General features: G+C 73.8%; 9 protein-coding genes. All 9 read right to left on the reverse strand.

Annotated features, from left to right (window positions below; translation table 11 throughout):
- Nucleotides 1-2 precede the first annotated feature (2 nt).
- Entirely contained in the window at nt 3-3,278 is a 3,276-nt protein-coding gene (locus ACIBG7_RS39045; RefSeq protein WP_397339522.1) for an ATP-dependent helicase, read from the reverse strand.
- The gene (locus ACIBG7_RS39050; protein ID WP_397339523.1) at nt 3,272-6,553 is read right to left on the reverse strand and encodes an ATP-dependent helicase; all 3,282 of its coding nucleotides are present in this window, start codon (nt 6,551-6,553) and stop codon (nt 3,272-3,274) included. Before ACIBG7_RS39050 ends, ACIBG7_RS39045 begins: the two co-directional genes overlap by 7 nt.
- A gap of 202 nt (nt 6,554-6,755) precedes the next feature.
- The gene (locus ACIBG7_RS39055; protein WP_397339524.1) at nt 6,756-9,533 is read right to left on the reverse strand and encodes a CDP-glycerol glycerophosphotransferase family protein; all 2,778 of its coding nucleotides are present in this window, start codon (nt 9,531-9,533) and stop codon (nt 6,756-6,758) included.
- Nucleotides 9,534-9,720: 187 nt separating this feature from the next.
- Nucleotides 9,721-10,050, reverse strand: a complete 330-nt coding sequence (locus ACIBG7_RS39060) for an MGMT family protein (RefSeq protein ID WP_397339525.1) — start codon at nt 10,048-10,050, stop codon at nt 9,721-9,723.
- A 43-nt stretch (nt 10,051-10,093) separates the two neighbouring features.
- The gene (locus ACIBG7_RS39065) at nt 10,094-11,248 is read right to left on the reverse strand and encodes a S8 family serine peptidase (protein WP_397339526.1); all 1,155 of its coding nucleotides are present in this window, start codon (nt 11,246-11,248) and stop codon (nt 10,094-10,096) included.
- Nucleotides 11,242-12,108, reverse strand: a complete 867-nt coding sequence (locus ACIBG7_RS39070; protein WP_357930510.1) for a hypothetical protein — start codon at nt 12,106-12,108, stop codon at nt 11,242-11,244. Before ACIBG7_RS39070 ends, ACIBG7_RS39065 begins: the two co-directional genes overlap by 7 nt.
- Nucleotides 12,109-12,181: 73 nt before the next feature.
- Nucleotides 12,182-13,402: a S8 family serine peptidase gene (locus tag ACIBG7_RS39075; RefSeq protein ID WP_397339527.1), complete on the reverse strand. Its 1,221-nt coding sequence runs from the start codon at nt 13,400-13,402 to the stop codon at nt 12,182-12,184.
- Nucleotides 13,396-14,112, reverse strand: coding sequence for a hypothetical protein (locus ACIBG7_RS39080; protein ID WP_397339528.1), 717 nt, complete (start codon nt 14,110-14,112; stop codon nt 13,396-13,398). The genes ACIBG7_RS39075 and ACIBG7_RS39080 overlap by 7 nt, the downstream gene beginning before the upstream one ends.
- A 66-nt stretch (nt 14,113-14,178) precedes the next feature.
- Nucleotides 14,179-15,360 carry an adenylyltransferase/sulfurtransferase MoeZ gene (gene moeZ / locus ACIBG7_RS39085; protein WP_357930516.1) on the reverse strand — a complete coding sequence of 394 codons (1,182 nt, stop codon included), beginning with the start codon at nt 15,358-15,360 and terminating at the stop codon, nt 14,179-14,181.
- Nucleotides 15,361-15,379: the final 19 nt, after the last annotated feature.

Below are 15,379 nucleotides of genomic sequence, written 5' to 3' on the forward strand. Positions count from 1 at the left end.
GGTCAGGGAGCCTTGACGCCCGGGGCGGGCGCGGTCGGCACCGCCTCGATCAGCGCCACCAGGCCGGCCTCGTCCAGCAGGTCCACGGGACGGACGGTCTGGTTGAGCCGGACGTAGTGGAAGGCCGCGCGGACCCGCTCGACGGGCACGCCCGCCAGGTGCGACCAGGCCAGCCGGTAGGCGGCCAGCTGCACCGAGGCGGCCCGCGCGGCCTTGCCGGCCGGCTTGCGCCCGGTCTTCCAGTCGACCACCTCGTAGCTGCCGTCGGGCGCCTGGAAGACGGCGTCCATCCGGCCGCGCACCAGCCGGTCGGCGATCATCGTCTCGAACGGCACCTCCAGGTCGAGCGGGCGCCGCCCGGCCCACTCCGACTCCTCGAAGCGGAGCTGCAGCTCGGCCAGCCGGACATCGGCCTCCTCCAGCTCCGTCTCCAGCAGGTCGAGGTCGTCGATGAGGCGCTGCTGGTCCCAGCGCGACTCCAGCCAGCGGTGGAAGGACGTGCCGCGGCGGGCCAGCGGGGCCGGCTTGCGCGGGACCGGCCGGCGGATGCGGCGGGCCAGCTCGCCCGGGTCGCCGGCCAGCGTGACCAGCGAGGAGACGGTCAGCTTGGAGGGCAGCTCCACGGCCAGCCCGGCCCGCTCGCGGTAGGCGGCGCGCTCGCGCAGCAGCAGGTCGGTGTCGCGCTGCCAGGCCTTGACCCGCTCCTCCTCGAAGGGGCGCAGGCCGGTGTCCTCGGCCGCCTCCATGATCCCGGCCAGCGCGTCCTCGACCAGGCGGGCCCCGTCGAGCACCGATTCGTACCGCAGGCCCTCGGGCGTCACCGGCCACGTGGCCTCGGCCGGCTCGGCCAGCAGCGGGTTGCTCGCCCCGTCCTCCAGCTCGGGCGCCCAGAAGGCCACCCGGTCGGCGGTGTCCCGCACCTCCAACAGGAACTGCGAGGGCTCCAGCGGCTTGGTCGCGCTCCCCCAGCGGTAACCGGAGGCGATCAGGTGGTAGTGGGCGCGGGTGACCGCCACGTAGGCCAGGCGGCGCTCCTCGGTCAGGTCGCGCTCGCGGCACTGCTCCTCGAAGTCGGCCAGGTCCTCCTTGCCCAGCCCGGCCAGGCGCGGCAGGTCCCCCGCGTCGCCGCGCAGCGGGTAGGGCAGCTTGCGCGGGTTGTCGGTCCAGCGGGAGTTGGTGACGGGCGTGGCCGGGAAGATGCTGCCGGTGGTCACCGCGCCCTTGGAGCTGAGCAGTTGCGACAGCCCCGGCACGACCACGACCGGCCACTCCAGGCCCTTGGAGGCGTGCACGGTCATCAGCTTCACGCTGTTGCTCTCGCCGACCCGGCCGCCCTCCAGCCCGAACTCCTCGCTCTCGGCCGCCTGCAGGTAGGCCAGGAAGGCGCCCAGCGTCGGGTCCTCGGAGTCACCGGCGAAGCGGGAGGCGGCGTCCTGGAAGGCGTCGAGGTCGGCCCGCGCGGCGAACGCGCCGCCCCGCGCGCCCACCTCGATGTCGAGGCCCATCCGGCGTTCGACCTCGGTGATCAGGTCGGGCAGCGGCTGGCCGGCGTGCGCGCGCAACGTGCGCAGCTCCTGGGCGTAGGCCACCAGCCGGGTCGCGGCCAGCGGCGAGAACAGCTCCAGCCACGCCTCGCGGTCGGGCAGCTCGTCCAGTGCGTCGACCAGGCTGCCGCGTTCCTCGGCCAGGTCGGCGACCACCTGGTTGAGCGGGTCGCTCTCCCGTTTGCCGCCCTCGCGCAGCTCGCGGTTGAGCTCGCGGGCGCACTCGCCGAGCTGCTTGAGGTCGGCCGGCCCGATCCGCCAGCGCGGCCCGGCCAGCAGCCGCACCAGCGCGTCGCCCGCGGTGGGGTCGTAGAGCACGCGCAACGTCGCCACGATGTCGTTGACCTCGGGCACGGTCAGCAGGCCGCCCAGGCCGACCACCTCGACCGGGATGCCGCGCTCCTCCAGCGCCCGGCGCAGCGCCGGGAACTGCGAGCGCTTGCGGGCCAGGATCGCCACGTCGGACGGCTGGAGCTGCGGCGTCTTCTGCTTCCTGCGCTCGCCGTCGCCCCACGGCAGGCCGTCGGGGGCGACCTCCATCCGCAGCAGCTTGTCGATACCGTCGGCGATCCACCTCGCCTCGTCCTCGGCCGTCTCGTGGAAGGCGCAGGTCACCCGGCCGCGCTCGACCCGGTTGGGACCGGGCACCAGCACGGGCACCTCGCGCGCCTCCATGCGGAGCGGGAGCTGCACCCGCGCGGCCACGTCGAGCACGCGGTCGCCGTTGCGGAAGCTGACGCTGAGCTGGCGCACCGGCGCGGGCTCGCCGCCGGCTGCCGGGAAGTCGCTCGGGAAGCGCCGCAGGTTGCCCGCCGAGGCGCCACGCCAGCCGTAGATGGACTGGCACGGGTCGCCGACCGCGGTGACCGGGTGGCCGCCGCCGAACAGGCTGCGCAGCAGCACGAGCTGGGCGTGGCTGGTGTCCTGGTACTCGTCCAGCAGGACCACCGAGTAGCGGTCGCGCTCGATCTCGCCCACCTCGCGGTGGTTGGCGGCGATCCGCGCGGCCAGCGACATCTGGTCGCCGTAGTCGATGACCTCCCGCTTGCGCTTGACCCGCTGGTAGGCCTCCACCAGGGGGAGCAACTGCTCCCTGGCCGCCTGTACGGCAAGCGGCTTGGCCTGCGCCTGGACGATCCGGCCGGGGAGCCTGCCGTACTGGGTCTGGAGCCACTCCCCCACCTCCCGCACGTCGGCGGCGCCGCGCAGGTGCTCCGACAGCTCCCCGGCCAGCTCCAGCACGGCGGCGGTCACGCTGGAGGGGCCGAGCTCGACCTTGTCCATCGGCCCGTCGTACATGGCGACCACGCGGGAGGCGAGCTGCCAGGAGATCGCCGGGGTGACCAGCCGCAGCGTGGGTTCGAGCGCCTCGCGCAGCGCGTGGTCGGTCACCAGGCGGGCGGCGTAGGCGTGGTAGGTCGAGACGGTCGGCTCGTTGTCGAGCACCTCCGGGGCGACCAGCCCGGCCTCGGCCAGCCCGTTGAGCCGCTCCCGCACCCGGTGGGCGAGCTCGGCGGCGGCCTTGCGGGTGAAGGTGAGGCCCAGCACCCGCTCGGGACGCACCAGGCCGTTGGCGACCAGCCAGACCACGCGTCCGGCCATCGTCTCGCTCTTGCCGGAGCCCGCGCCGGCCATGACGACCATGGGCTCCAGCGGGGCGTCGATGACCTTGGCCTGTTCGGGGGTCGGGGGAAGGATGCCGAGCTTCTCGGCGAGTTCGACCGGGTTCAGCACACCTGGCCCCCGTTGTCGTTGACCGGGCAGGAGTTCTTGGCGGCGCAGGTGCGGCAGCCGTCGTTGACCTTGGCCTGGAAGAAGGGGCCGGACATGCCGAGCGCCACCGTGTCGACCAGTTCCCTGGCCCACTCGGGGTTGCCGTCGTCGGCGAGGGCCTGCTGGCGCTGCTCCACGGCGTTCTTGCCGGCCGCCTTGCCCACCTGCACCAGCGCCGCGCCGCCGGGCTTGGTCAGGCCGTGCTTGGCGAAGGCCTCCAGGAGTACGGCGAGCTGATAGACCCCGAGCTGGGGGTGGCGGTCGAGCTCGTCGGCCTTGGGCTTGCTCGCGCCGGTCTTGAGGTCGATGATCACGGCCCGGCCCTCGGAGTCGCGCTCCACCCGGTCCACCCGGCCGCGGATCTCGACGCCCTCGGAGACGATCGCGGTGAACGACTCCTCCAGGGCGACCAGGTCGCGCTCGTTGTTCTTGTGCCACTGCACGAACTTGTTGATCATCTGCTCGGCGACCTGGCGCTGCTTGCGGTTGAACCAGACGCCGCCGAAGTCGAGCTCGTTCCAGATCTCGTCCAGGCGGGCGCCGAGCAGGTCCTCGCTGGGCAGGTCGGTGGCGGCGAGCACGGCCAGGGCGTGGATCACGTTGCCCAGGCCCTGGGCGGTGCTGGTGCCGGCGGCGCCGACCGCGGTCTCCAGCAGCCAGCGCAGGCCGCACTTGGTGAAGTTCTCGACCGCGGACGGGGAGATGCGCACGATGTTGTCGGGCCAGCCGAGCGGCCGGTCGTCGGTCATCGTGGTGAGGGCGTACCAGTCGTTGGGGTGGGCGCCCTGGACGCCCGCGGCGGCGAGCCGGGCGAGCTGCCTGGCCGCCTCCTGCCGGACCTTCGCCGGCTTCGTGGGGTCCACCACCGCGCTGCGCAGGTCGGCCACCAGCGCGGACATGGTCAGCCAGCGCGCCCGGTCGTCCACGCCGGCCGCCTCGACCGCGCCCGGCATCAGCTCGGTCAGGAAGCGCGACGGCCGCTCCTCGGTGTCCTCGCCGCCCACCGCGGTGACCACCAGGCGCTTGCGGGCCCGGGTCGCGGCCACGTAGAACAGCCTGCGCTCCTCGGCCAGGAGCTTGGACGCGAGCTGGGCCGAGGCGACCTGCGCCGAGTCCATCGCGCTGCCCTCGGCCAGCTCCACCAGCGTCTCCGCGCCCAGCATGGAGCCGCGCAGCCGCAGGTCCGGCCAGACGCCCTCCTGCACGCCCGCGACCACCACCACGTCCCACTCCAGGCCCTTGGACCGGTGCGCGGTCAGCACCCGTACGGCGTCGCCGTCGGGGGCGCGTTCTGCCAGGGTGTCGCCGGGGATCTCCTGGCTGGCCAGGTCGTCGATGAAGACCTCGGGGCCGGCCTTGGGCATGCGGTCCACGAACCTGGCGGCGTAGTCGAACAGCGCCACGACCGCGTCGAGGTCGCGGTCGGCCTGGGCGCCGCGGGAGCCGCCGGCGATGCTCTGCTCGGTCCAGCGCTCGGCCAGGCCGCTGGCGCTCCAGACCTCCCACAGGGCGTCCTCGGCCGTTCCGCCGTGCCGTACGGACTGTTTGGCGACGGCCAGGAGCTTGGCGACGCGTTCGGCGGGGAGGGCGACGTGCGGCTCGACCGGGGTCAGCTCGCGGGCGTCGCGCAGCGCGGCCACCAGCAGCTCGCCCGAGGTGCGGGGCTCGGTGGGCAGCGTGCTGGGCTCGGCCTCCTCGGCGGCCAGGGCCTCGTTCTCGGCGATCTTGAGCGCGCGGCGCAGGCGGCGGACGCCGATCATGTCGGTGCCGCCGAACGGGCCGGTCAGCAGTTCCTCGGCCACGCTCTCGTCGAGCATGGCGGGGTTGAGGGCGATGCGCAGCAGGGTGAGCAGCGGGCGGACCCCTGGCTCCTGGGCCAGTGGCACCTCGTCGCCGGCCACCAGGGTGGGCACCCCGGCCGCCACCAGCGCGCGGCGCAACAGCGGGACCTGGCGGGTCGCCGAGCGCACCAGCACGGCCATGCGATGCCACGGGACGCCCTCGATCAGGTGGGCCCGGCGCAGCGTGTCGGCCACCACGGCGGCCTCCTGGTTCGTGCTGTCGGCCAGGAGCACCTTCACCTCGCCCGGCTCCGCCTCGGGCAGCGGGGCCAGCTCGCGGTGGCCCCGCGTGCGGGACGGCGCCGCCCACGCCGGGGGCCGCACCGGGCCGGTGTCGTGCGCAGCGGGGTCGGGCTCGGCGAGGTCCGGCTCGGTGGGGGTGGGCGGGACCGGGAGGCGGGCGGCGACCCGGCGGGAGGCCTCCAGCAGGGCCGGGCCGCTCCTGCGGCACACGCGCAGCGCCACGACCGGCGCCTCGCGGCCCTCCCGGTCGCGGAAGCGCTCCGGGAAGCGCAGGATGCCCTGCACGTCCGCGCCGCGGAAGCCGTAGATCGACTGGTCGGGGTCGCCCACGCAGATCAGCGTGCGGCCGTTCCCGGCCAGTTGCTGCAGCAGGTACTCCTGGGCCGGGTCGGTGTCCTGGTACTCGTCCACGAACACCACGTCGTAGGCGGCCTGCTCGCGCCGCCTGATCTCCGGATCCGACAGCAGCCCGCCCGCCTCGCGGATCAGCTCGGCGTAGTCGAGGGCCGGCTCCGGGTCGAGGTCGAAGCGCGACTCGTACCGCAGGGAGAAGCGGCCGGCGGCCACCCAGTCGCCCCGGCCGTACTGGCGGCCCAGCGCGACGAGTTGCTCGCCGTCCAGCCCGCGTTCGGCCGCCCGCGACAGGAAGTCGCGCAGCTCCTCGGCGAAGCCGCGGGTCTTCAGCGCCTCGCGCAGGGACTCCGGCCAGCCGCGCGCGCCGTCCTCCAGCTCGCCGTGGAGCAGCCTGCGGACCTCCAGCAGTTGCTCGGGCCCGCTCAGCAGCCGCGGCAGCGGGGCGCCGGACAGCACCGCCTCGCGCCGGATCAGCGCGTAGGCGTAGCTGTGGAAGGTCAGCGCCAGCGGGGTCCTGGTGGTTCGCCGCATCCGGCCGGTGATGCGCTCCCGGAGCTCTCCGGCCGCCTTGCGGCTGAAGGTGAGGATGAGCACGCGCTCGGGGTCCATCCCGCGCCGCTCGACCCGGTCGACCACCGCCTCGACGATCGTGGTCGTCTTGCCGGTGCCCGGACCTGCGAGGACCAACAGGGGGCCGCTCCGGTGGTCCACCACGGCACGCTGATGCTCGTCGAGCACAGGAGCCGCAACAGGACCCCTGCCCCCACGTCGCACCAACCGCCAGGTCTGACCACTCACAGCACTCAATTCCACCAGACCACGGGGGTAGATCGTGCCGCATTGACCGTTCTCGGCAAGCGATTCGGCCACCGTATCGGGGATCCCGCGTTTTCCACCCCTCGACACGCCGCCCAAACCCACCCATCCCAGGCGATGGGTGGGGGGCCTCCGGCCGGGTCAGCAGGGGCGGCGGGCCCCGGGCGCACCAGGGATCAGACGGTCAGGTGAACAGGTGGTCGACGACGCGGGCGGTCGCCTTGCCGTCGTCGCGGGGCGCGAAGGTGGCACGGAAGGATTCGTACCGGTCGGCGTAGGACGCGGCCACCGAGGGCAGGTCGCGCAGCGCCTCGGCGACCTCGGCCGCGGTGGTGAGCAGCGGGCCGGGGGCCTGCTCGCGGAGGTCGAGGTAGAGGCCGCGCTTGGCCGCGTACTTGTCGAGGTCGTAGGCGAACAGCAGCACCGGCTTGCCGGTGGCCACGAAGTCGAACATCGACGAGGAGTAGTCGGTCACCAGCACGTCGGCCACCAGGAACAGGTCGGTGATGTCCGGGTAGGTGGTGACGTCGACGGCCCCCTGCGGGACGTTGGGCACGGCCTGCATGGGGTGCGCCCGGACGAGCAGGTCGTAGGAGCCGTCGGGGACGAGCTTGACCGAGCCGTTCTTCCGGTCGTAGTCGCGCCAGGTGGGCGCGTAGAGCACGACCTTGCGCCCGGGGGTGAGGCCCAGGCGGGCGCGGATCTCGGCGGCGCGGGCCTCCCGCTCGGGCGAGGGCGCGCTGAGGACGTCGTTGCGCGGCAGGCCGCTCTCCAGGACCTCGCCCTGGTAGCCGAAGGCCTTGCGCAGCACCGGGGTGGCCCACGGCGACTGGGACAGCAGCACGTCCCAGCCGCGGACCTCGGCGGCCTGGCGGTACCACACCGGGGGCCGGGGCTCGCGGGTCATGTGCGGCTGGTCGTTGCCGATGTGCTTGACCGGGGTGCCGTGCCAGGTCTGGACGATCGTCTGCTCGTCACGGGCCCGGAACCAGGTGGGCAGGAAGGCGTTGGTGACGACGTAACGGGAGCGGGCCAGAGCCGCGTGGTGCTCGCGGCTGCCCGCCCGAACCAGGCGGACGCCGGCGTCGGCCAGGGCCTGGCCGGGGACCGCGTCGCCGAGCATGCCGGTCAGCGAGAACGCGCCGTCCTTGACGATCCAGACGTGCTCCCGGTCGTCGCCGCGGCGCAGCCGCTCCTCGAAGATGGCGCGGACGCTGTCGGCGTAGAGGCGGCCGTCGTTGACGACGTAGACGGTGGCGTCGGTGAGCGGCTCGCCGCGCTGGGCCGGGTAGAAGACGCGGCGGAGCTGGTGGGTGCCGGCGACGCCCTTCTCGTCGGCGGGCCGGACCTCCTCCACCATGAGCACGGGCACGTCGAACCGGGTGGAGACGAGCCGGTAGGAGCGGTTGTCGACGGCGCGGGGCGCCTCGTCGAGGGTGGGCAGCGCGGCGTGGTCGACGCGGGCCGGGACGATCTCGCCCGACGGGTGCCGGACCGAGAGGTTCCAGGTGCCGGAGGAGAGCGGGACGGACTCGCCGAAACGCTCCATCGCGCCCGGCGCCAGCCGGACGGTGAACTCCTCGCCGTCACGCTCCAACGGGACGGTGTACATCAGGCCGGAGCGGTGCCGCAGCGAGAGCCGGTCGGCGCCGGAGGCGTCGGGGTAGTGGCCGCGCAGGATCAGCGTCGAGCCGTCCTCCCAGGCCACACCGGTGATCACCGGCCGGATGCGGTGCGCGGAGACCACGACGCGGTCGCGCCGGTCGCCCAGGACGGTGATCTCGCGATCCCCCACGACCGCGCGCGTCTCGCCGGCCTCGGAGAGCATCACGGAGGCCGCCGGGTCGCCCTTGGGCTCGACCCACAGGCGGCGGCCGTCCTTCTCGTTGACCAGCGAGGTGACGGCGAGCGCGACGGTCACCAGGGTGCCGCCGGCGACCGGGGTGAAGTCGGCGGCGATGCGGTGCCCGCCGAGGCGGGCGTGGCCCTTGGTGACGCTGCGGCCGGGCAACATGATCTTGAGCTCCAGGCGCTCGCCGTCGAGGTCGGCGCCGGTCAGCTCGGCCCGGTTGGGCTGCAGGACGACCTGGAGGGCCCGGTCGGAGGTCCAGACCGGGCGGATCCACCAGCCGTCGCGCACGCGCAGCCCGGCGGGGCGCTCGGTGCGGCCGACGGCGGCGCCGCGCAGCAGGCCGGTGGCGCGGGCGCCGCGGCTCCAGAAGACGATCTCGGCCCGCCACGTGGTGGTCTCGGGCACCGCCAGGCGGCGGCGGAGCATCCGGCGCACGCCGCTGACCACGGCCCGTGCCGAGGCGCGCCAGCGCAGCGCCCAGGGGGTGAGCTCGGCGGTGAAGCCCGACCAGTCGTAGTTGCAGCCGGCCTCGCGGGCGGCGTGGGTGGCCTCGGGCGCGTAGATGCGGCGGGTGCGCAGGCGCACCGGCGGCAGCCAGCGCGGGCCGCGCAGCACGACGGTGGCCCGGTTGAACCGGCGGCTCCGCACCGACAGGCCCGCCAGGTAGGCGTGCCCGTGGACGTGGAGCTTGCCGCCCTTCCAGTGGATGTCGTCGATCTGGGTGACCGGCACGAGGTCGGACTTGCGCAGCCGGAACAGGTCGGCCGGCAGCTCCTCGCGATAGGGCAGGTCGGCATACCAGCGCAGGCCCTTGCGGATGCGCTTGGACGGCTCGGCCGCGGCGGTGACCACCTTGACCAGCGCGTCGCCGTCGACGAGCTCCTCGTCGGGACGCTTCTCGATCAGGTGCACCAGCAGGCGGCGCGCGACCGGCAGGTCGTGCTTGACCGCCGGGGAGACCTTGGCCAGGTAGGGGCGGAGCTGGTCGACCAGCTCGCGCCGGCGGGCCGCGCCGCGCTTGATCGCCAGATCCATCCGGGCGCCCAGCGGGCCGCTCAGGACCTCGGCGTCGAAGGTGGAGTCGAGGCCGCCCTCGCCCACGGCTCGCATGATCGCGGGCAGTGGCTCGCCCCGATCGCAGAGCTCTTGGACAGCCCTCAGGCGCTCGCCGCCCTGGCTCGGGGCTGAAGCGCCGGTGGCCATCGGGGGGACCGCCTTTCGCAAACCCATCCGGTTGTTCTGGCTATGGTAGTGGGCGCCCTGCCTCTGCCGTCCGGGTCCTGTGGATAACGGCTGCTCAGTGATTTTCCTGAAATTCCGCTGAATCCGGCGATCCGTCCCACCGGGCACGCCGCATATCAACCTTCACACCCGGCGTCACACCCCGGGTCGGGGTGCCCTCCTCGCGCCACCGCTGCCGGCACTCCACCTCGTGCCCGGGCACGGGGGTGCCGTCGGCGTGCACGACGCGCCACCACGGCACGCCTCCGCCCCAGGTCGACATGACCCTGCCGACCTGACGCGGGCCGCCTTCGCCCAGGTATTCGGCGATGTCGCCGTAGGCCATCACCCGCCCGGGCGGGATGTGCTCGACCACGTCGAGCACGCGCTCCGCGAACTGATCCACGCGCCAAGGGTAGGAGGCGGCCCCGACATTCCGCGACCCGGATCTACCGGCGCTGGCTGAGGGTGGCCACCGCCCAGCCGAAGGCGGCCAGGCCGAGCACGGCGCCGAGACCGAAGATCCACATCCGCAGCGGGTCGGGGCCGGGCCGGGAGGGAGCCGGGGAGTTCTCGCCCTCGCCGAAGTGCGCGCCGGCCGGGACGGTGGCCGAGCGCTGCTGCCCGGCCAGGCGATCCGCGGCGGCCAGGGCCGCGGCGGCGTCCACGACGCCGAAACCGATCTTGTCGTCGTAGCCGGTGAGCGGCCGGCCCTTGGTGCTGGCGACGAGCGCCTGGGCGACGATCTCCGGCCGCATCTCGGGATGGCGCGACTTGATCAGCGCGGCCACCCCGGCGACCAGCGCGGCCGAGGGGCTGGTGCCGTCGGCGGTGGTGTAGCCGCCCGAGCGCTTGGCGACCGGGACGCCCATGCCGGGCGCGGCGACGGTGACCGAGAGGTTGTCGCTGCTGAACGGCGCGCCGCGGCCCATCCGGTCCACCGCGGAGACGCCGATCACGCCGGAGTAACCGGCCGGAAAGGTCCAGTACGAGGTGCGGTTCTGCTTGGCGTAGGCGCTCGTGCCGTCGTTGCCGACCGCCGCGACGAGCACCACGCCGCGGCGCAGCGCGTAGGAGACCGCCTCACGTTCCGAGCGGTCGGTGCCGTAGGTGCCGATGGACATGCTGACGACCTTGGCCCCGTGGTCGGCGGCGTAGCGGATGGCCCGGGCGACGGGGCTCATCCGCGAGGTGAGCTGGTCGGCGTCCGGGGCGATCAGGCCGCCGCCGGTCTCCTCCTCCAGGGCGATCGGCAGCGACAGGATGCGGGACTCGGGCGCGGCGCCGATCATGCCCTTGCCCTCGCCCGAGCCGGCGATGAGCGCGGCCATCGCGGTGCCGTGCTGGCCCGGCTCGCCCGGCACGGCGTCGGCGGTGGTCATGTCGCCGGCCAGCTCGACCCGGCCGCGCAGTTCCTTGAGCGCCGGGTCGACGCCGCTGTCGATCACCGCGACGGTGACGCCGCGGCCCTTGGTGATCGTCCAGGCCCGTTCCAGGTTGAGCGTGTCGAGCACCCATTCCTGCTGCTCGCGCACCGGGGGCGGGGCTGCTGCGCCGTACAGCAGGAAGGTGGCGGTGAGGGCGGCGGCGGTGGCGGTCAGCACACGTTCCCCTGGGTGCACGGCGGGACTCTGGGCGGGTCGGCCAGGAAGTAGGCGATCTGGTTGCCGATGGAGCGGGCGGTGGTCCACAGCTCGCTGTGCAGGATCTCCTCCGGCGGCACCGCCGCGCGGGTGCGGCCGTCCACGTAGCCGCCCGTGGCGAAGACGAGGTACGGCCCGGCCCCCACCCAGGCGTTGCGCTGGCGCTGGTCCACGCCGAAGCGCTCGGTCACGGTGCCGGGGAAGGCGACCGGCAGCACGCCCACGCGGTCGTCCCCGGACAGTTCCTCGGCGGCCGAGACGCGGGACTCCTCGCTCTCCAGGACGGCGACGCCGACGGTGAAGACGAAGGTGGCGGTCTCGTCGATGTAGGTGGCGCGCAGCGTGGTGAGGCAGCCGTGCCGGTCGAGCACGTCGGCGACCGCGGCGTCCACGGCCCGGCCGCAGCTCACCTCGGGCGCGATGCCGACCCGGCGGGCGTACTGCGGCAGGCGCTGGAGGCCGAGGTACTTGACCTCTTCGGGGAAGACGCCGGTGGCCGGCCAGGCCTGCCAGCGGCGGGCGATCTCCTCCTGCTGGTAGCGCATCTGCTCGGCCGGGGTCAGGGGCCGCGAGCGGGTCTCGGCGACCAGGCCGACGGTGCCGAGCAGGACCAGCACGGCGGAGGTGGCGACGACGGCGGCCAGCAGCGCCAGGAAGATGCCGCGGTAGCGGATGCCCTGCTGGAGCGCGGCGGTCTCGGCCTGGCGGCGGGCGGCCTCGGCGTGCCCCCGGCCGGCGGCGGGCCAGGTGCGGACGCGGGTGCGCCGGGCGGTGGCCGCGCCGAAGGGGCCGTTGCGCCGGGTGCGGGGCACCGGGGTCATCGGCCTTCTACCGGGCTTGATCGGCTGATCGCTCACTCGCACGCTCCGCGGAGGTTATGCCTAGTTCGTCCCCCTAAGGAGGCGGATCATGCGCGATGAGCCCGGTGAGTACAGGGGCCGGCCGGCCGGAGCGCCTGACCAGCCAGATGGCGGCGCCCGCGCAGCCGGCCACGCCGATCAGGGCGCCCACGCCGAACGCGCCGTGCACCAGGATGTGCCGCTCGTCGCGGTGGATCACCTGGACCGGGTCCGCGACGCCGGGTCCCAGCGGGCGGGCGGCGTCGTGGGCGGCGGCCTTGGCGGTCGTGGTGTGCCTGGACAGCTTGCCCGCCTCGGCGAGGGAGCGGGCGGCGTTGACGACGCCGAAGCCGGTCTTGGTGGTGTAGCCGTCGCCGGTGGCCCCGGCGGTGAGCGCCTGGGCGACCAGCGCGGGTGACATCTTCGGATGTTCGGCCTTGATGAGCGCCGCGACGCCCGAGACCAGCGCGGTGGCCTGCGAGGTGCCCTGCCCGACCCAGTACTGGTCGCCGGGCCCGGCGCCCAGGATGTCCACGCCCGGCGCGGCGATCAGCACCGACGGGTTGGCGTTGGAGAAGGAGGCCCGGCGCAGCCCCCGGTCGGTCGCGGCCACCGACACCACGCCGGGGAAGGCCGCCGGGTAGGAGTAGGGGGCGACCTTCTTGCCCTCGCCGTCGTTGCCCGCCGCCGCCACCAGCACGACGCCCTTGGCCAGCGCGTACCGCACCGCGGCGCGCTCCTCCTTGGTCGCCAGTTCCTTGGAGATGGACATGTTGATCACGTCGGCGCCCTGGTCGACCGCGTAGCGGATGCCCTTGGCCACCACGTTCTCGAAGCGCTCCTCGGAGTTGAAGGTGGTGAAGCCCGGCTCCTCGTCCTCCAGGATCACCCGGACCGACAGCAGCCGGGCCTCGGGCGCGACGCCGATCACCCCGTCGCCGCCGCCCGGCCCGTGGCCGTGCCCGGCGATCAGCGAGGCCATGTAGGTGCCGTGCAGGCGGCTGGGCGCCACGCCGGGCGGGTTGGCGCCCACGGTGAAGTCCTTGCCGACGGTCACCGAACCGGCCAGGTCGCGGTGGCGGGGGTCGACGCCGGAGTCGAGCACGGCCACCAGCACGCCCGCGCCCTTGGTGATCTGCCAGGCCCTCGGCAGCGCCAGGGTGTCGATCACCACCTGCTGGCTGCCGCGCACGTCGTCGGCGGAGGCGGGGGCCGCCGACCAGACGGGGAGGGCCAGCACGCCCAGGGCGAGCAGCAGCCGCCGGGTCCTCAGCATCGCCACTCCTTCGTGCCGCAGACCGGCCGTTTGGGCTCGGTCAGCACGCCCAGGATGCGGTCGCTCAGCTCGCGGGCGAAGGCGAAGACGCCCGGCCGCTGCCCGCCGACCGCCTTCGCGGGCCGGCCGTCCACCTGGCCCGCCGTGGTCAGCACCACGTACGGCCCGGCATAGCGGGCCGAGGACGCCTGCCGTACCGCGTCGGTGAAGCGGTCGGAGACCGTGCCCTTGAAGGCGAGCGCGCGCACGCCGGGCGCGGGCCGGCCGTCCTGCGGGAAGGCGGATCGGACGCGGGCGGCGTGCAGGTCGTCGGGCAGCACCACGACGCCGACGGTGACCAGGACGCCGCCGAGCGCGTCGAGGTAGGTGGCGCGCAGCACGGCCCGGCACTGGGCGGCGGTGAGGATCTTCTCGGCCCGCTCGTCCACGGCCGCCTGGCACGAGGTGTCCGGCGAGATGCCGATCCGCCGGGCCCGCTCGCGCCCGCCCTGCTCGGCGGTGTACTCGATGCTCTCGGGGAAGACCTGCCCGGCCGGGAGGCTGCGCCAGCGTTCGGCGACCTCGGCGCGGGCGGCGGTGACCAGCTCGCTCCCGGTCGGGCCGCGGGTGAGCTCCGCGCCGACCGCGGTGGCCGCGAACCCGCCCCCGGCCAGGCTCGCCAGCGCGAGCAGGCAGGCCAGCACGATCAGCGGCCACGGGCGAGGGTTCACGGCCCTGACACTAATAGGGGCGAACGCGTGCCATGACCCGTTCGCCCCAGTCAGTCCATCAGCCGGTCAGTACGTCGGCAGGCTCGGGTCGACGGTCTTGACCCAGCTCAGCACCCCGCCGCCCACGTGCACCGCGTCGGCGAAGCCGGCGCTCTTGACGACGGCCAGCGCCTCGGCGCTGCGCGCGCCCGACTTGCAGTGCAGGACGATCCGCTTGTCCTGCGGCAGCTTCTCCAGGGCCGAGCCGTTGAGGAACTCGCCCTTGGGGATCAGCGTGGCGCCGGGGATCGAGACGATCTCGTACTCGTTCGGCTCGCGCACGTCGATGAGGAAGATGTCCTCGCCGGCGTCCTGCATGGCCTTGAGCTCGGCGGCGGTGATCGTCGAGCCGGAGGCGGCCTGGGCGGCCTCGTCGGAGATCGTGCCGCAGAAGGCCTCGTAGTCGTCGAGGAGCTGCGTGACGGTCGGGTTCTTGCCGCACAGCACGCACTCGGGGTCCTTGCGGACCTTGACGTCGCGGTACTTCATCTCCAGGGCGTCGTAGATCATCAGGCGGCCGACCAGCGGGTCGCCGATGCCGGTGAGCAGCTTGATGGCCTCGTTGACCTGGATCGAGCCGATCGAGGCGCACAGCACGCCGAGCACGCCGCCCTCGGCGCAGGAGGGCACCATGCCGGGGGGCGGGGGCTCGGGGTAGAGGCAGCGGTAGCAGGGGCCGTGCTCGGCCCAGAAGACGCTGGCCTGGCCGTCGAACCGGTAGATCGACCCCCACACGTACGGCTTGCCGAGCAGCACCGCCGCGTCGTTCACCATGTACCGGGTGGCGAAGTTGTCGGTGCCGTCCACGATCAGGTCGTAGCCGGAGAAGATGTCCATCACGTTCTCGGTGGACAGGGCCACGTTGTGCACGATGACGTCGACCAGCGGGTTGATCTCCCGCACCGTCGCCGCCGCGCTCTCGGCCTTGAGCCGGCCCACGTCGGACTGGCCGTGGATGATCTGACGCTGCAGGTTGGACTCGTCGACGACGTCGAAGTCGATGATGCCGAGCGTGCCGACACCCGCCGCGGCCAGGTACATCAGCGCGGGCGAGCCCAGGCCGCCGGCGCCCACGCACAGCACCTTGGCGTTCTTGAGCCGCTTCTGCCCCGCCATGCCCACATCGGGGATGATCAGATGGCGCGAGTAACGGCGGACTTCGTCGACGGTCAGCTCGGCGGCCGGCTCGACCAGCGGAGGCAAGGACACGGTTCTACGCTCCCATGGA

Source organism: Nonomuraea sp. NPDC050328, from assembly GCF_044459405.1.
Lineage (GTDB): Bacteria > Actinomycetota > Actinomycetes > Streptosporangiales > Streptosporangiaceae > Nonomuraea.

Excerpts from the sequence above, each read along its gene's own strand:
- ACIBG7_RS39070 (WP_357930510.1), bottom strand. The coding sequence starts at position 12,108 with ATGACCCCGGTGCCCCGCACCCGGCGCAACGGCCCCTTCGGCGCGGCC.
- ACIBG7_RS39075 (WP_397339527.1), bottom strand. The coding sequence starts at position 13,402 with ATGCTGAGGACCCGGCGGCTGCTGCTCGCCCTGGGCGTGCTGGCCCTC.
- ACIBG7_RS39055 (WP_397339524.1), bottom strand. The coding sequence starts at position 9,533 with ATGCGAGCCGTGGGCGAGGGCGGCCTCGACTCCACCTTCGACGCCGAG.